Origin of the sequence: Enterobacter cloacae complex sp. IR5401, from assembly GCF_049238425.1 — a bacterium.
Classification (GTDB): domain Bacteria; phylum Pseudomonadota; class Gammaproteobacteria; order Enterobacterales; family Enterobacteriaceae; genus Enterobacter; species Enterobacter hormaechei_C.
The window spans coordinates 39603-56809 of sequence record NZ_JBMKHN010000015.1; the positions used below are offsets into that span (position 1 = coordinate 39603).

The following is a 17207-nucleotide window of genomic DNA, read 5'->3' on the forward strand; positions in this document are numbered from 1 at the left end:
TGGGGCGCTTTTTAGTTTATGCCTGCCAGACGCAGCAGTGCGGTCACCACCGCCGCCGCGACGATCACCACAATTAACGGCATTTTGCGCCAGGCCAGAAACACCGCGAACCCCACGCCCAGCACACGTGCCATCCCGGCAAAATGGTCCCCTTCATAAAACGTTGTCGCCAGCGCGACGGAGAACAGCAAAACGGTAGCCGCGTCTGAAAGCAGCGCCTGCGACCGTTCTGAAAGCGCCAGCCGGTTGCCAAGCTTCGCTCCGCCAAGACGCATCAGATAGGTTCCGGCAGAAAGAATGGCGATGCCGAGAATAAAGACCGTCATGTTTTCCATTATTTTTTCCTCGCGGCAAGGCCGAGCAAAGAGAGCAGTACCGGCAGACCCACCGGCGCAAACGGTACGGCGGCCAGCGACAACACTGCGCCGCTACAGGCGCGGATCAGCGTGGTACGGTTTTTAAATGCCGGCACCACTAACGCCAGCAGGATCGCCGGGAACACCGCGTCCAGCCCGATGGTTTCCGGGTCTGGCAGCAGCTTGCCGACCATCGCCCCCAGTACCGCCCCCAGCGGCCAGATAATTGCCACGCCCAGGCCGCACAGCCAGTAGGCCGCTTTACGCTGCTCGGCGGTTTTTTGCGAAAGGCCGAACACCACGCTTTCATCGTTCATAATATGACAGCCCAGAAAGCTCAGGCCGCGCTTGCCCACCAGGTCACGCACCGTTACGCCGAACGGCACATGGCGTGCGTTTACCAGTAAACCGGCCGCGGCCGCTGCCAGCGGATTGCCGCCGCTTGCCACGATGCCAATAAACATAAACTCGGATGCGCCTGCCAGCACCGTGAGGGAGAGGACAAACGGCACCCACAGCGGGAAACCGTAGGCCATCGCCAGTGAGCCATAAGACATGCCGACCACGCCCACCGCGAGGCAGACCAGGACGATCGCTTTTATCGTGTCGCCTTTCAGGCAAGAGAGGTGATTCTTCATACCATTTTAGCCATATCGAACGTATTTCCATTATAATGAACGCATCAGAAACGTTTTACAAGACGAACGATTCGTTCGTTATAGAGAGAAAGAGGCCGTTATTATGACGCAGCCAATCAGCGTGATCGCCAAAAGCCTGGTACGAGAACGCCTGCGAACCGGGCTCTCACTGGCGGAAATTGCCCGCCGTGCCGGGATCGCCAAATCCACGCTTTCACAACTGGAGTCTGGCAACGGCAATCCTAGCCTGGAAACGCTGTGGTCGCTTTGCGTGGCGCTGGATATTCCGTTTGCCCGGTTACTGGAGCCGCAGCAACCCGTCACGCAGGTGATCCGCCGCGGCGAGGGCACAAAAGTCGTCGCCGGGCAGGCGAACTACGAGGCGATTTTGCTCGCGGCGTGTCCGCCGGGCGCGCGTCGTGATATCTATCTGCTGCTGACTCAGCCGGGGGCAGACCGTATTTCCCAGCCCCATCCGCCTGGTTCGGTTGAGCATATTATCGTGACCCAGGGGCGGGCGATGGTCGGTCTGATCGACGCGGCGGAAGAACTCGGCCCGGGAGATTACATTTGCTACCCTGCTGACCAGCCGCATATCTTTAAGGCGCTGGAGCCCGATACGCACGCGCTGCTGGTGGCGGAACAAAACTAAAGAAGATACGGAAAATCATGTCGCTTAAAGCCATTGCCAAAGAACTGGGGCTGTCTGTTACCACCGTCAGCCGCGCCCTCAACGGATATGACGACGTTTCTGCTGAGACGCGCGCCCGCGTGGAAGCGGAGGCCCAGCGCCGTGGCTACCGACCAAATACCTTTGCCCGTCGCCTGAAGATGGGCAAAATCGACGCCGTCGGGCTGGTATTTCCGGTGCATCCTGTTCCGCTCAATAACAGCGTTTTTATGGACATGGTCGGCGAAATTAGCCACGAACTGGCGCGACATGAGATTGACCTGCTGCTCATCGCTGACGACGATCTGGCGGACAAACACAGCTATATGCGCATGGTGCAGAGCCGACGCGTGGATGCGCTGATAGTGGCGCATACGCTGGATCACGATCCGCGTCTTGAGCAGCTTCAGGCCGCCGGGTTTCCGTTCCTGGCGCTCGGCCGCAGCCAGCTCCCGCAGCCGTACGCGTGGTTCGATTTCGACAACTATGCCGGTACGTATCAGGCCACCCGCTGGCTGATCGAGAAAGGCCATCAGCGCATTGCGCTGCTGGGCGAAAGCAACAACCAGGCATTCATCACCCAGCGCCGCCAGGGCTACCTGGACGCGCTGCGGGAAGCCGGACTTTCCAGCGAATGGCTGCGCGCCATGCCTCCTTCGCGCCGCGTGGGTTATGCCACCACGCAAGAACTTCTCTCCCTGCCGCAGCCGCCCACGGCCATCATTACCGACTGCAACACCCACGGCGACGGCGCAGCGATGGCCCTGGCGCAGATGGGACGCTTAACCGGTGAAAATGCCGTCTCGCTGGTGGTCTATGACGGCTTACCGCAGGACAGCATTGTCGATATCGACGTCGCGGCGGTGATCCAGTCTACCCGTCAGGGCGTCGGGAAACAGATTGCCGATATGGTGCGCCAGTTGATTAACGGCGACGACATTGACACCCTTCAGGTGCTCTGGCAGCCAGAATTCTCCCTAGGCCAGACGGCCTAATCACACGAAAAATTCCAAACCCGATCACAGATCCGAAACGTTTTGGTTTGTATCCGAAACGTTTCGGATCAAAACTCAGGACATCCCGATGACAGGAGATGTCCGATGCAAGATGCCATTTTTCGACTTGAAAGCAATACGGTTGACGTGGTGCTAAAAACTCACCCGTTCGCCGAAATTCTCTACTGGGGGCCGCACCTTCAGCACTTCTCGCCGCAGGATGTCCTGAGTATTGCGCGCCCGGTTGCTAACGGCAGGCTGGACGTCGACTCCCCCGTCACGCTGATGGCAGAGCTGGGGCATGGGCTGTTTGGCTCGCCGGGCATCGAGGGGCATCGCCAGGGGCTGGACGGATCGCCGGTATTTAAAACCACGCAGGTGCAGCAGGCGTTAAACGCCCTGACAATCACTGCTGAAGACGAGCATGCAGGCTTGCGCCTGACCAGTGAAATAACGCTGGATGCCAGCGGCGTACTGGTGGTGCGCCATGGGTTAACCAACCTGAAAACGCTGGCGTGGCAGGTGGATCGCTTTGCCGTGACGCTGCCGGTGGCCGAACGCGCGCAGGAGGTGATGGCCTTCCACGGACGCTGGATCAGGGAGTTTCAGCCGCACCGCGTTACGCTTGAGCACGACAGCTTCGTGATTGAAAACCGCCGGGGTAAAACCTCCCACGAACATTTCCCGGCACTGATTTCAGGTACGCCGTCATTCAGTGAAATGCACGGCCACGTCTGGGGTGTGCATCTGGGCTGGAGCGGCAACCATCGCCTGCGCGCAGAGGCGAAAACCGATGGCCGCCGTTATATGCAGGCCGAAGCGCTCTACCTGCCGGGTGAAATGGCGATTGAAGAGGGGGAAACGCTCTGGACGCCGCGCCTGTATGCCAGCCACTCCCCGCACGGGCTGAACGGCATGAGCCAGCAGTTCCACCGCTACCTGCGCGATAACGTTATCCGCTTCCCGGAAGATAAACCGCGCCCGGTGCATCTCAACACCTGGGAGGGGATCTACTTCGACCACGATCCGGACTACATCATGCGCATGGCCGACGAGGCCGCAGCGCTGGGCGTGGAGCGCTTTATCATTGACGACGGCTGGTTCAAAGGCCGCAACGACGACCACGCCGCGCTGGGCGACTGGTATCTGGACGAGAAAAAATACCCGAACGGCCTTAAGCCGGTGATCGATCACGTTAAACAGCTCGGCATGGAGTTTGGTATCTGGGTTGAGCCGGAGATGATTAACCCGAATTCCGATCTGTACCGCGCGCACCCTGACTGGGTGCTGGCGCTACCGGGCTACGCCCAGGCGACCGGGCGACACCAGCTGGTGCTCAATCTTAATATTCCTCAGGCCTTTGATTATCTGGTCGAGCGCATGAGTTGGCTGCTGGGCGAACACGCGGTCGACTACGTGAAATGGGACATGAACCGCGAGCTGGTGCAGCCAGGGCACAAGGGCAAAGCCGCCGCCGACGCCCAGACGCGCCAGTTTTATCGCCTGCTGGACGTGCTGGGCGAGCGTTTCCCGCACATTGAGTTTGAATCCTGCTCCTCCGGCGGCGGGCGAATCGATTATGAAGTGCTGACCCGCTGCCACCGCTTCTGGGCGTCCGACAATAACGACGCGCTGGAGCGCAACACTATCCAGCGCGGCATGAGCTACTTCTTCCCGCCGGAGGTGATGGGGGCGCATATCGGTCATCATAAATGTCACGCTACCTTCCGCCAGCACAGCATTCAGTTCCGCGGGCTGACGGCGCTGTTTGGTCACATGGGGCTGGAGCTGGATCCGCTCACCGTCGACGCGCAGGAGCGTGAAGGCTATCGACATTACGCCGCGCTGTATAAGCGGTGGCGCGGGGTCATTCATCACGGCACCCAGTGGCGCGTGGATATGCCGGACGCCACCACCCTGGCGCAGGGTATAGTGAGCGAAGACAAGACGCAGGGGCTGTTTTTGGTCAGCCAGCTCGCGATGCCGGATTACACCCTGATGATGCCGCTGCGCATGCCGGGGTTAGACGCCAGCGCGCAGTACCGCATCACCCTGCTCGATCACCCGAACATTCAGATTACGGGCGAGGGCGGGCACACCATGCGCAAGCTGCCGGCGTGGATGGACGCGCCGCAAACGGTAAGCGGTGAATGGCTGATGCAGGCGGGTATTGCGCTGCCGATTCTGGATCCGGAAACCACCATTCTGATTGGTGTGGAACGCGTGTAAGGGTGACGGGCCGGGCAACCGGCCCTCCGTTGAGGATAAAAATAATGAACACAACAACCTGTACCCACAAAGACAACCCTAACTTCTGGATCTTCGGGCTGTTCTTCTTTCTCTACTTCTTCATCATGGCCACCTGTTTTCCGTTCCTGCCGATCTGGCTGTCGGACATCATCGGCCTGAACAAAACCCATACGGGGATTGTTTTCTCCTGCATCTCGCTGTCGGCCATTGCCTTCCAGCCGGTGCTGGGGGTCATTTCGGACAAGCTGGGGCTGAAAAAACATTTGCTTTGGATCATTTCGGTGCTGCTGTTCCTGTTCGCGCCGTTCTTCCTGTACGTCTTCGCCCCGCTGCTGAAAACCAATATCTGGCTGGGGGCGCTGAGCGGTGGGTTGTATATCGGCTTTGTCTTCTCAGCGGGTTCGGGGGCGATTGAGGCCTACATTGAACGCGTGAGCCGCAACAGCTTTTTTGAGTACGGCAAGGCGCGCATGTTCGGCTGTCTCGGCTGGGGGCTGTGCGCCTCAACGGGCGGCATCCTGTTCGGCATCGATCCGTCGTATGTTTTCTGGATGGGATCGGCGGCGGCGCTGTTGCTGATGCTGCTGCTGGTGGTCGCGAAACCGAAGCCCAACCAGACGGCGCAGGTCATGAACGCCCTGGGCGCGAACCAGCGGCAGATCACTGCTAAAACCGTGTTCAACCTGTTCCGCCAGCGCAGAATGTGGATGTTCATCCTGTACGTGATTGGCGTGGCCTGCGTATATGACGTCTTCGACCAGCAGTTTGCTACCTTCTTCAAAACCTTCTTCGCCACGCCGCAGGAGGGGACCCGCGCCTTTGGTTTCGCCACCACAGCGGGGGAAATCTGTAACGCGATCATCATGTTCTGCTCGCCGTGGATCATTAACCGCATCGGTGCGAAAAACACGCTGCTGATTGCCGGGGTGATCATGGCGACGCGCATTATCGGATCGTCGTTTGCCACCACCGCCGTGGAGGTGATTGCCCTGAAGATGCTGCACGCGCTGGAAGTCCCGTTCCTGCTGGTGGGGGCATTCAAGTACATCACCGGGGTGTTTGATACGCGCCTGTCGGCCACCATCTACCTGATTGGCTTCCAGTTTGCCAAACAGTCGGCGGCGATCTTCCTCTCCGCCTTTGCCGGAAATATGTATGACCGGGTCGGCTTCCAGGAGACGTATCTGATACTGGGCTGTTTCGTGCTGGCGATCACGGTGGTGTCGGCGTTTACGCTGAGTGGCAGGCGGGAGATTGCTGCTACCGCTGGGGCAGCAGCGTTAACACATCAGTCCAGGTAAAACACCTCGTTCAGCGCCGCACTCACCGGGCTGTTGTCAGGGTTAGACGGCATAACGTCAGCCATATGTTTCCACCAGCGCTGGCAGACATCGGTGTTTGCCACCGCATTCCAGCGCTCCTCCGATTCAATCTCCACCGTCGCAAACAGCAGGTTGCGGGCTTTGTCGAGGTAAATGGCGTAGTGGTGCGCGCCGTGGGCTTTCAGTACCGCCTCCAGCTCAGGCCAGATCGGGTTGTGGCGACGCGCGTACTCCTCGTGCGCGTCCGGGTTTACCTGCATCACAAACGCTTTGCGGATCATAAAGCCTCCAGGTACAGCTCGCGGACCTCATCGCGGCTGGCGGTGCGCGGGTTACACGGCGCGCACGGGTCGGCGAGAGCTTTATCCAGCCAGCCTTCAATATCGGCTTTGGTCACGCCGAGCTGGCTAAATCCGGACGGAATGCCGACCCGGGCGCTCAGGTCGCGAATCGCCTGAATGGCTGACATGCTGGCCGCTTCATCGCTCATGCCGCGCGTGTCAACGCCCATCGCCTGCGCCACGCGGGCAAATCGGACAACCGCGTTCGGGCGGTTAAAGTTTTCGATGATCGGCAGCAGAATGGCGTTGCACACGCCGTGCGGCAGGTTGTGCGTCGCGCCCGGCTGGTGCGCCAGGGCATGCACCAGCCCCAGACCGGCGCTGTTAAACGCCATGCCCGCCAGATACTGACCAAAAGCCATCTGCTCGCGCGCTTCCAGGTTGTGACCGTCGTCGACCGCTTTCGGCAGCCAGAGGTTGATCAGGCGAATCGCCTCCAGCGCGTTGGCATCGGTCAGCGGGTGCGCGCCGACGGACACGTAAGCTTCAATGGCGTGAGTCAAGGCATCCATGCCGGTTGCGGCGGTCACGGAGGCCGGAATATCAAGCATCACGCTGGCATCGTCCACGGCGATATCCGGGATGATGTTCGGGTCGATAATCACCTCTTTCACCTGTCGTGCGGCGTCAATGATCACCGCGTTGCTGGTCATCTCCGCTGCCGTGCCTGCGGTGGTGTTGATCGCCACCAGCGGCACGCCCGCGTTTTTCACCTTGCCGACGCCAGAGTAATCGGTTGACGGACCGGGGTTGGCGGTGAGGATTTTGATTGCCTTGGCGGTATCAATCGGGCTGCCGCCGCCAAAGGCAATCAGGTAATCACACTCCGCATCCTGATATGCCGCATAGCCTTTTTGCACCAGCGCTTCCGTCGGATTCGGGAATACCTCATCGAACAGGTGATACGACATCTGATGGGCGTCGAGCGCGGAAAACAAACTGTCGAGCAGGCCCAGCTTCACCAGCTGACCGTCGGTGACAATCAGCGCTTTTCCCCACTGTTTGTTTGCCACCAGATTGACCATATCGCCGATCGCGCCCGCGCCGTGCAGGCTGATTTTGGGGAGTGCCAACATAAAGCTCATGATAATTCTCCTTAATTACTGTGAATTTTATGCCCGGCGGCGCTGCGCTTGCGCGGGCCTACGGTTAAGCAGGCCGGGTAAACGCAGTGCCACCCGGCTATGAGATCCGTCTTCGCTGCATAATCCGGCGGGTAATAATCGGCAGCGAAATCACCACGATCAGCATCGCGCCGATAATCACCGACATCACAATGCCGGGCACGTTGAGCAGGCTCAGGCCGAAGGTCACCAGCCCCATCAGGAAGGCGGCGATAATCACGCCCACCATGCTGCCGGACCCGCCGAGAATGTTGACGCCGCCGAGCACCGCCATCGTCACCACCGCCAGCTCCCAGCCCATCGCGATGGTCGGACGGGTGCTGCCCAGACGCGAGGTGAGCAGCACCGACGCCAGGCCGGACATCAGCCCCACCAGCGCGAAGAGGATCAGGTTGTGGCGCTTCACGTTGATGCCGGAGTACCACGCGCCGGTCGGGTTGTTGCCGATGGCGTAGGTGCGGCGGCCAAAGTTGGTACGGTGCAGCACAAAGGCAAACAGAGCGGCCAGCACGATAAACAGCGCGAACTCAAACGACAATGCGCCCCAGACGTAGCCCTGGCCGAACCAGGCAAAGCTCTCCGGGTAGCTGTTCAGCGCCTGATCCCCGAGCAGGATGTAGGTGATCCCGCGGTACAGGCTCATTGTGCCGATGGTGATGACGATGGACGACAGGTTAAAGCGCGTCACCAGAATGCCGTTGAACAACCCGCACAGTAGCCCGACGCCTAATCCCACGCACACCAGCAGTGGCGTATCGACGCCCGCCGCCGCGTAAAAGCCCATCACCGTGGAGCTGAGCGCGATGGTGGAGGCCACCGACAGGTCAATTTCCCGGGCGATAATCAGCATCGCCATCGGCAACACAATGATCGCTTTTTCCGTGAAGTTGAACGTCGCGTCGGAGAGGTTCCAGATATTGAGGAAGTAGGGCGAGGCAAGCGCGTTCACCACAAACACCGCCAGCGTCACCGCCAGCAGGAAGCCCTCCCAGCACAGCAGACGCTGGAAGATGCCCGGCGCAGAAGTGGGTTTGAACTCTTCAGATGTCATCATTTTGCTCATGGTTTCACCGCCAGTTTCTGACGTGCCAGCGCCGCGTCGCGCAGGATCAGCCTGCCTTTGCGCTTGTTGCCGCGCTCGTTCAGCAGCACAGCGATGACAATGACCGAGCCGGAAATCGCCATCTGCCAGAACGGGGAGACGCCGATCACCGGCAGGGCGTTGTTGATGACGCCAAGGAACAGCGCCCCGAACAGACAGCCGAGCACGCGACCGGTGCCGCCCATGGTGCTGATCCCGCCAATCACGCAGGCTGCCACCACCTGCAATTCAAAACCGTTAGCGACGTCAACATACGCAACGGCAAAGCGCGATATCCACAGGTAGCCGCAGAACCCGGCCAGCAGACCGGAAAGGCAGAAGCTGATGAACTGCATTTTCCCGGCGTTGATCCCGGTGTAGTACGCTGCCGTGGCGTTACCGCCTGCGGTGTAGAGCGCCCGTCCGGTGCGGCTGTAGCGCAGGAAGTAGCCCACCAGCAGCAGTACGGCGATGGCGCACCAGCTCAGCACCGGCAGGCCCAGCACTGACGCACGCGGCAGGCCGAGGAAGTCTGCACCCATCTGGTTGGAGTTCACCCAGCCGCCGCCGGAGAGCAAAAAGATCATTCCGCGGTAGATGCTCATGGTGCCGAGTGTTACCACAATCGCCGGAATGCCCAGCTTCCACACAAGCAGGCCGTTTATCGCGCCCATCAGCAGCCCAAGCGCGCTGGCGAGGATCAGCAGCGCCCAGACGGGCACGTCCGGGTAATGGAAGTTAATCAGGGCGACAATCATCCCGGTCAGGGCCAGATTGGCCGCCATCGACAGGTCGATGCCTTTAGTGAGCAGCACCAGCATCTGCCCGAGCGCGAGGACGATCAGAATGGCGGTGTCGTTAAACATCTCCACCAGGTTGCCCGGCGCGATAAACGATGGCACGCGGCTGCCAATGGCGACGATCATCAGGATAATCACCGCGCCCAGCAGGGCTTCGCGGTGTTTTAAGAGTGAGCTAAGCATTTATGCCGCCTCCTGTTTTGCACCGCTGGCGGCGCTGACGATGGTTTCCGCCGTCGCGTCTCCCGCCTGGTATTCGGCCACCATCAGCCCCTCGTGCATGACGATAATGCGATCCGCCATGCCCATCACTTCCGGTAGTTCGGACGAGACCATAATCACCGCCAGCCCCTGACTGACCAGCTCGGACATAAACTGATGAACGGCTGCCTTTGAGCCGATATCGATGCCTTTTGTTGGCTCATCGAGGATGATCACGTCAGGGTGCGTCGCCAGCCATTTGCCGATCACCACCTTTTGCTGGTTGCCGCCAGAGAGGGTCTCCACCGCCTGCTTCCAGCTGAAGGCTTTCACTTGCAGGCGTTTGGCGTACTCGTTCGCCAGTTTCCATTCACGGTCGTCATGCAGCACGCCGTTCGGATTGAGCGTGCTAAGCTGAGGCAGGCTGATGTTCTGGGCAATCGGCAGGGCGATAATCGCCCCCTGTTTCTGCCTTTCTTCCGGCACGCAGACAATACCGGCTTTGATCGCATCCGCAGGCTGGCGGAAGCGCCGGGGCTGTCCGTTGAGGATAATTTCCCCGGACGATGGCCGCGTGACGCCGGAAAGCGCCTGCATCAATTCGGTACGCCCGGCACCCACCAGCCCGTAAAAGCCGAGGATTTCCCCTTTACGCAGGGAGAACGAGATATGCGCAAACTCGGTCGGATGGCAGAGGTTTTTCACCTCCAGCACCGTCTCGCCTTTTTCGCAGTCGATTTTCGGGAAGGTTTGGGTAATGGCGCGCCCGACCATCATCGACACCATCCGCTCCTCGGTGATCTCATTTATTGCCCCTGCACCGACGAACACGCCGTCGCGCAAAATGGTGTAGTGATCGGCCAGCTCAAAAATCTCGTCGAACTTGTGGGAGATAAACAGGATGGCTTTTCCCTCCTGCTTTAAGCGCTCCACAATCTGGTAAAACTCGAGGATTTCATGCTGCGACAGCGCCGCCGTGGGTTCGTCGAGGATCACCACCTGCGCCTCAAACGACAGCGCGCGGGCAATCGCCACCATGTGACGCTGGGCGATGCTCAGGGTTTTCAGCGTTGCGCGCGGGTCGATTTGCACCTCAAGGCGGGCGAGAATAGCCTGCGCCCGGCGGTGCATTTCCGGCCAGTCGAGCTTTTTCAGGAAGCCTTTGTGAAGGTACTGACCAACAAAGATATTTTCGGTGACCGAGAGTTCATCAAACAGGACGGTTTCCTGGTGTATGGCGGTGATACCCATTTTATGCGCCGACTCCGGCGTCGGAAGGTGAACGGGGATCGCCTTGTAGAGAATTTCGCCCTCGTCGGGCTGGTATATGCCGGTCATCACTTTGACCAGCGTCGACTTGCCCGCGCCGTTTTCGCCGATAAGCGCCGTCACTTTGCCGGGCCACAGCGCAAGCTGCACGTTCTCAAGAGCACGTACGCCGGGGAACACCTTGGTGATGCCAGAAAGCTGTAGCAATGGGGTCATGATAGTTCTCCGTTTGGTTCACCCTCACCCCGACCCTCTCCCTTTGGGAAAGGGCTAGGGTGAGGGGGGAAAGGATCAAAAGATTTTCGAGAACTTATCAATATTGCTGGCATCGTAGACGAACGGCTCGGCCATCGCGCCGTTGCCGTCCGCATCCAGCTTCACTTTGCCCAGTTTGCCCATGCTGGCCTCACCTTTCGTGGCCGTGCCTTTCACCAGATCGTCCGCTAAGTAAGTCGCGGCATAGCCCAGGTCAATCGGGTTCCAGATGGCAAAGCTCTTGCTCGCGCCGGATTTCACCGCGCCCGCCATCTCAGACGGCAGGCCTAAACCGGTGACGTACACTTTGCCAATCTTGCCCTGGTCCTTCACCGCCTGCGCGGCAGCCACAATGCCCACGGACGACGGCGAGACGATGACTTTCAGCTCCGGGTAGGTTTTCAGCAGGCCGACCGCTTCGCGGTAGCTTTTGTCAGAGAGATCGTCTCCGTAGGCCACGGTCACCAGATTGACGGACGGGTACTTCGGCAGCACCTTTTTCATCTCCGCAATCCAGGTGTTCTGGTTGGTGGAGGTTGGCGTGGCGCTCAGCACCGCTACTTGGCCCTTCTCCACGTTCAGCGCTTTCAGGGCATCGGCGGCGAGCTTGACGTTGGTTTCGCCAATCAGGGCGTTATTGGACGGGTTGAGATGGATCTGACGCCCGGCTTTCGCCACCCCGGAATCCCACGACACAACCTTAATGCCGCGCTGCATCGCTTTTTTCAGCACCGGCACGACGGCGTCCGGATCGTTCGCGGAAATTGCGATCGCATCCACGCCCTGGGCGATCAGCCCGTTCAGCACCTCGATCTGCGCTTCCGCCGTGGTGGTGGTCGGGCCGGTATAAATCACTTTTACATCGCCTAACTCTTTGGCCGCCTCCTGCGCGCCGACGTTCGCTGCCTCGAAGAATCCATTCCCTAAGGACTTCGCCACCAGGGCGATTTTCACTTCTGCTAAAGCGGAACCGGACAACGCCAGAGCGGCAACGGTGAGGATCAAGCTTGCTTTTATTTTCATTGCTTTTACTCCACTGACTTGAGTTAGTTGTAGGGATTGCAGGTGGTTTTCGCCCCGTCTCGGTGAGCGGGGCGCGATGTTGTTATTGGTACAAATCTAACGCCGACTGCATCGGGGTGACGCCAAAGCGTTTGCCCAGGGCAATCAGCTCTTCCCGGGTGATGGTCTGCTTCATGCCGCCCATGGAATAGACCTTCACCAGCACCTCCGCGGATTTCTCGGCGGTGTCGATCAGGCCGAAGGTTTCATCCAGTGTCGGGCCGCTGCCGAAGACGCCGTGGAACGGCCACAGCACCAGTGAGTGCTTCTGCATGTCCGTCGCGGTCGCCTGGCCGATTTCGTCGGTACCCGGCACCATCCACGGCAGAATGCCGACGCCGTCCGGGAACACCACCAGACACTCGGTGCTGCCTTCCCACAGTTTGCGGGTGAAGAAATCAGAATTATTTTCCAGCACGTAGGTCAGGGCGATCAGGTTGGTGGCGTGGCAGTGCATGATTACGCGGTCCTTGCCATTGGTCGCCTTGATGCGCTCGCAGTGGGAGAGGAAGTGCGCCGGCAGTTCGGATGTGGGTACCGCGTCGTCCGTCAGTCCCCAGAGAATGTGGTAACCCGCGCCGTCGCTGTCCACCTTCACCACGCCGAGGTTGGCTTCCGGGTCCAGCTGTACGTTGCGGAAAAACTTCCCGGAACCGGTGACGATAAACGGCGTGTTGGCGAGCAGCGGCATCGGCTGGCTCAGGGCGATATAGCGCGGCTTCTGGTGGAAATCGGAGGCAAATGGCTCGATATCCGCGTCGTCCAGGCGTAGCGTCAGGTTGCCGCCGTTGCGCTCGTCCCAGCCCTTCAGCCAGGCGTCGGAGGTGGCTTTGATCATGCCCTGGACGAACCAGGAGGTGGTGATGGTCTGCATACTGTGTTTCCTTTGAAAATGCCGGGTGGCGCGTTGCTTACCCGGCCTACTTTTACCTGTAGGCCCGGCAAGCAACGCGCCGCCGGGCGATGTTTTTTACTGACGAGCGGCAAGAACCTCTTTCTCATACGCCCGCACGTTATCCAGCCACTGGCTGCCCGCAGGTGCATCGTGACGCTGGCAGTACATCTCCCACACCGCCTGCCACGGCAGGGATTTCTGCTCTTCCAGCAGCGCCAGGCGCGCGGTGTAGTCGCCGTTTTCTTCCAGCTGTTTCAGGGCGGCGACAGGCTCCAGCAGCGCGCGCAGCAGGGCTTTCTTCATGTTACGGGTGCCGATAACCCAAGCCGCGATGCGGTTGATGGAGGCGTCGAAGAAGTCGAGGCCGATATGTACGCGGTCAAAGAGGTTGTGGCGGATGATTTCGCTGGCAATGGCCTGGGTTTCGTCATCCAGCAGCACCACATGGTCGCTGTCCCAGCGCACCGGGCGGCTGACGTGCAGCAGCAGGCGCGGCACGTAGAGCATGGCGGCGGAGATCTTGTCGGAGATGACTTCCGTTGGGTGGAAGTGGCCAGCATCCAGGCACAGCGCGGTCTGGCGGCTGGTGGCATAACCCATGTAGAACTCGTTTGAGCCCACGGTGTAGCTCTCTGCGCCAATGCCGAACAGCTTGCTCTCGACGGCGTCGATGTGGTGCGCCGGGTCCAGCTTCTCGCTGATGGCTTCATCCAGCGCGGCCAGCAGGCGCTGACGCGGGGCCAGTCGGTCTACGGTGATGTCCTTCATGCCGTCCGGGATCCAGATATTCATTACCGATGGCGTGCCAAGCTGCTCGCCAAAATAAGCCGAGACGCGGCGGCTGGCTTTGACATGGTCGATCCAGAACTGGCGGATTTCATCGTTGGCATGCGCAAGGGTAAACCCGTCCGCGCTCAGCGGGTGCGAGAAGCAGGACGGGTTAAAATCCAGACCCAGCCGGTTGGCTTTCGCCCACGCCACCCAGTTCGTAAAGTGTTCCGGTTTGATTTCGTTACGCGCGACCGGCTCATCGGATTCGAGATAAATGGCGTGCAGGTTCAGGCGCTTTGGCCCGGGGATCAGGCTCAGCGCCAGCTCCAGATCCGCACGCAGTTCGGTGGCGTTGCGCGCTTTGCCAGGATAGTTACCCGTGGCCTGAATACCCCCCGTCAGGGAACCGCCCGGGTTCTCGAAACCGGCGACATCATCACCCTGCCAGCAGTGCATGGAGACGGGCAGACGATCGAGCTGGCGCAGCGCCTCTTCGACATCCACGCCGACGGCGGCGAAACGCTGTTTAGCCAGATCCCAGGCTTGTTCAAGTTGAGTGGTCATGCGCAAAGCTCCTTAGTCAGTCGTTTTTGCTGAAACTGCGCCCGGTAGCGGGCAATTTCATGGCAGGGATGGGGGGTGAAGGTGGTCAGGCTGTTATTCGCCGTCACCACCGAACGGAAATCGTCGACGTTGGACAGTTCGTCCAGGGTCATCAGCTGAATGCCGATATTGCCGAGCGTGGAGGCTTCAATCGGACCTGCCACCACGGTAATGCCGCAGGCATCCGCGCAGAGCTGGTTCAGCAGCTGGTTCTGGCAGCCGCCGCCCACGATATGCAGCTGCGTGAACGGTTTGCCGCGAAGGTCAGCCAGCTCGCTCAGGATGTCGGCATAGAGCAGGGCGAGACTGTCAAAAATGCAGCGCGCCAGCTCGGCGGGGCGGGAAGGTACCGGCTGCCCCGCTTCATAACAGGCGGCCTGGATTTCGGCGCTCATGTGCGCCGGGTTGATAAAGCGGTCATCGTTCGGGTTAATCAGGAAGGTACAGGCCTTCAGCGTTTCGGTTTCGGCGATAAGCTCGGGCAGGTCGGTGATGTTCTGCTCTTTCAGCACCCGCTGGAGCAGCCACAGGCCCATGATGTTCTTCAGCACCCGGTAGCGCCCTTCGGCACCGCCTTCGTTGGTGATGTTCGCGGCCAGCGCGGCATCGCTGGTGTAGGGCGTTTTGCTCTCAAAGCCCATCAGCGACCAGGTGCCGGATGAGAGGTAGGCCGCATCTTTGCCGGCGAGCGGCGAGGCAATGACCGCGCTCGCGGTGTCGTGGCTGGCGACGGCGACAACGGGGATTTTATTCCCCTGCGGGCAAAGCCAGTGGCCGATCACATTGCCCGGATGGGTTGGCGCGCCAAACCAGGACGGCGAGGCGCCCGTCCAGGCCAGCAGATGTTCATCCCAGTTATCGGTGTTGATGTTGACCAGCTGCGTGGTGGTGGCGTTGGTGTATTCCCAGTTCATGTTGCCGGTCAGACGGTAGCTTAAGTAGTCCGGGATCAGCAGCGCATGCGCCACCTTTTCGACCAGCTCTGGCTGTTGCTCAACCAGCGCGCGCAGCTGATACAGCGTGTTAAACGGCAGAAACTGAATGCCGCTGCGACCATAGATGTTCTCCTTGCCAAGCTGGGCGATGGCGTGCGCCATTAGCCCATCGGTGCGGCTGTCGCGGTAGGAGACGGGCAGGCCGACGCGTTCGCCGTGACGGTCCAGCAGTACGTAATCCACACCCCAGGTATCAATGCCGATACTGTCGATGCGAATACCGTCTTCGCAGACGTTGTGAAGTCCGGTGCGGATCTCTGCTTCCAGGGCGTCGATATCCCAGGTAACAAAACCGTCCTGTTTTTGCAGACAATTGGCGAAACGGTGCATTTCGCGAAGCGTAAGGGTGTGCAGGTCGCAGTCCCAGGTGGCGAGCATTACACGGCCGCTGGATGCGCCTAAATCGACAGCCACACAATGGCGAAAAGTCATGGTCGGGTCCTTTCTTAAGTCATTAGCGAGGAGTGTAAGAAAGGGAAGAAATAGCCACCTTCTCGCCACTGACAGCCCAAATCTCGCGCTGGCAAGAAAGCAAAGATGAACGTGAGGGAGTTCACAGTTTCCAGTAATGGCGGGGTTTGCAGGCAGTGTGACGCTGACCGCATTTCCCGATCTTTCCGCCTGTTTCTTGAAAAACCGACAGCTTTTGCGCGGTTTGCTGTCAAAAATTTAAGGTGAGCGTGAAAGGCCTTAATTACTATTTTGAGAACTTTTCTCATTGGTGGGGGCCGTTATGACCGTACTGCACAGCGTCGATTTTTTTCCTACGGGGGCTTCGCCGGTCGCGATTGAGCCACGGCTGCCTCAGGCTGCGTTCCCGGAGCATCATCATGATTTTCATGAAATTGTGATTGTTGAGCACGGAACGGGCATCCACGTGTTTAACGGTCAGCCGTATACCATCAGCGGCGGTACGGTGTGCTTCGTGCGCGATCACGACAGGCACCTGTATGAACATACCGACAACCTGTGCCTGACCAATGTGCTTTATCGTTCTCCGGATGCGTTCCAGTTTCTTTCCGGGCTGAATCAGCTGTTGCCGCAGGAGAAGGACGGCCATTATCCGTCGCACTGGCGGGTGAATCAGTCCACGTTGCAGCAGGTGCGTCAGCTGGTGAGCCAGATGGAGCAGAGCGAGGATGGACAGGAGACGCACGCCATTGCTACCCGCGAGCTGCTGTTTATGCAGCTGCTGGTGCTGCTGCGGCGCAGCAGCCTGGTGGAAGGGCTGGAAAATAACGACGCGCGCCTGAATCAGCTGATGGCATGGCTGGAAGATCATTTCGCCGAAGATGTCTGCTGGGAAACGCTGGCGGATGACTTTTCGCTCTCGCTGCGCACGCTGCATCGTCAGCTCAAGCAGCATACCGGCCTGACGCCGCAGCGTTACCTTAACCGTCTGCGCCTGATCAAAGCGCGTCACCTTTTACGTCATACCGACGAAAGCGTCACCGATATCGCCTATCGCTGCGGTTTCGGCGACAGTAACCACTTTTCGACGCTGTTTCGCCGGGAGTTTAGCTGGTCGCCGCGCGATATTCGTCAGGGGAAAGACGCGTTGCTTCAGTAACGCGAGGGC

The 17207-nt window shown here is 59.6% G+C and carries 16 protein-coding genes; 5 read left to right on the plus strand and 11 right to left on the minus strand.

Annotated elements, in window-relative coordinates; all coding sequences use genetic code 11:
- Positions 1-11 precede the first annotated feature (11 nt).
- Complete coding sequence (locus tag ACOTX1_RS19100) at positions 12-335, minus strand: AzlD domain-containing protein (protein ID WP_003861969.1); 324 nt, start codon at positions 333-335, stop codon at positions 12-14.
- A complete protein-coding gene (locus ACOTX1_RS19105; protein ID WP_003861971.1) occupies positions 335-994 on the minus strand; it encodes an AzlC family ABC transporter permease in 660 nt (219 codons plus the stop codon). Before ACOTX1_RS19105 ends, ACOTX1_RS19100 begins: the two co-directional genes overlap by 1 nt.
- Positions 995-1097: 103 nt before the next feature.
- Here ACOTX1_RS19105 and ACOTX1_RS19110 point away from each other — a divergent pair, with 103 nt between their 5' ends.
- From ACOTX1_RS19110 to ACOTX1_RS19125, 4 genes are all read left to right on the plus strand, one after another.
- Positions 1098-1646 (plus strand): helix-turn-helix domain-containing protein, encoded by a 549-nt coding sequence (locus ACOTX1_RS19110; protein WP_003861973.1) that lies wholly within the window; start codon positions 1098-1100, stop codon positions 1644-1646.
- A 17-nt stretch (positions 1647-1663) separates the two neighbouring features.
- Positions 1664-2659, plus strand: coding sequence for a LacI family DNA-binding transcriptional regulator (locus tag ACOTX1_RS19115; RefSeq protein ID WP_023315052.1), 996 nt, complete (start codon positions 1664-1666; stop codon positions 2657-2659).
- Between the two features lie 105 nt (positions 2660-2764).
- The gene (locus ACOTX1_RS19120) at positions 2765-4888 is read left to right on the plus strand and encodes an alpha-galactosidase (protein WP_023315051.1); all 2124 of its coding nucleotides are present in this window, start codon (positions 2765-2767) and stop codon (positions 4886-4888) included.
- A 44-nt stretch (positions 4889-4932) separates the two neighbouring features.
- The gene (locus ACOTX1_RS19125) at positions 4933-6210 is read left to right on the plus strand and encodes an MFS transporter (protein ID WP_003861977.1); all 1278 of its coding nucleotides are present in this window, start codon (positions 4933-4935) and stop codon (positions 6208-6210) included.
- Here ACOTX1_RS19125 and rhaM read toward each other — a convergent pair.
- The 9 genes from rhaM to rhaB form a co-directional block, all read right to left on the minus strand.
- Complete coding sequence (gene rhaM / locus ACOTX1_RS19130) at positions 6198-6512, minus strand: L-rhamnose mutarotase (protein ID WP_022652074.1); 315 nt, start codon at positions 6510-6512, stop codon at positions 6198-6200. The two genes, ACOTX1_RS19125 and rhaM, sit on opposite strands and share 13 nt — an antisense overlap.
- Positions 6509-7657 (minus strand): lactaldehyde reductase, encoded by a 1149-nt coding sequence (gene fucO / locus ACOTX1_RS19135; protein WP_023315049.1) that lies wholly within the window; start codon positions 7655-7657, stop codon positions 6509-6511. The genes rhaM and fucO overlap by 4 nt, the downstream gene beginning before the upstream one ends.
- A 97-nt stretch (positions 7658-7754) precedes the next feature.
- Entirely contained in the window at positions 7755-8759 is a 1005-nt protein-coding gene (locus ACOTX1_RS19140; protein WP_032627978.1) for an ABC transporter permease, read from the minus strand.
- On the minus strand, positions 8756-9760 hold the full coding sequence (locus ACOTX1_RS19145; RefSeq protein ID WP_023315047.1) for an ABC transporter permease: 1005 nt from the start codon (positions 9758-9760) through the stop codon (positions 8756-8758). Before ACOTX1_RS19145 ends, ACOTX1_RS19140 begins: the two co-directional genes overlap by 4 nt.
- On the minus strand, positions 9761-11263 hold the full coding sequence (locus tag ACOTX1_RS19150; protein WP_023315046.1) for a sugar ABC transporter ATP-binding protein: 1503 nt from the start codon (positions 11261-11263) through the stop codon (positions 9761-9763).
- A 75-nt stretch (positions 11264-11338) separates the two neighbouring features.
- A complete protein-coding gene (gene rhaS, locus ACOTX1_RS19155; protein ID WP_023315045.1) occupies positions 11339-12325 on the minus strand; it encodes a rhamnose ABC transporter substrate-binding protein in 987 nt (328 codons plus the stop codon).
- 82 nt (positions 12326-12407) lie between these two features.
- On the minus strand, positions 12408-13238 hold the full coding sequence (gene rhaD / locus ACOTX1_RS19160) for a rhamnulose-1-phosphate aldolase (RefSeq protein ID WP_003861989.1): 831 nt from the start codon (positions 13236-13238) through the stop codon (positions 12408-12410).
- A gap of 96 nt (positions 13239-13334) precedes the next feature.
- Complete coding sequence (rhaA, locus tag ACOTX1_RS19165) at positions 13335-14594, minus strand: L-rhamnose isomerase (RefSeq protein ID WP_003861990.1); 1260 nt, start codon at positions 14592-14594, stop codon at positions 13335-13337.
- Positions 14591-16060 carry a rhamnulokinase gene (rhaB, locus tag ACOTX1_RS19170; protein WP_023315044.1) on the minus strand — a complete coding sequence of 490 codons (1470 nt, stop codon included), beginning with the start codon at positions 16058-16060 and terminating at the stop codon, positions 14591-14593. Before rhaB ends, rhaA begins: the two co-directional genes overlap by 4 nt.
- A 301-nt stretch (positions 16061-16361) precedes the next feature.
- On the opposite strand from rhaB, the gene rhaS (ACOTX1_RS19175) reads away from it, so the two are divergent.
- Positions 16362-17198 carry an HTH-type transcriptional activator RhaS gene (gene rhaS / locus ACOTX1_RS19175; protein ID WP_022652068.1) on the plus strand — a complete coding sequence of 279 codons (837 nt, stop codon included), beginning with the start codon at positions 16362-16364 and terminating at the stop codon, positions 17196-17198.
- Positions 17199-17207 lie beyond the last annotated feature (9 nt).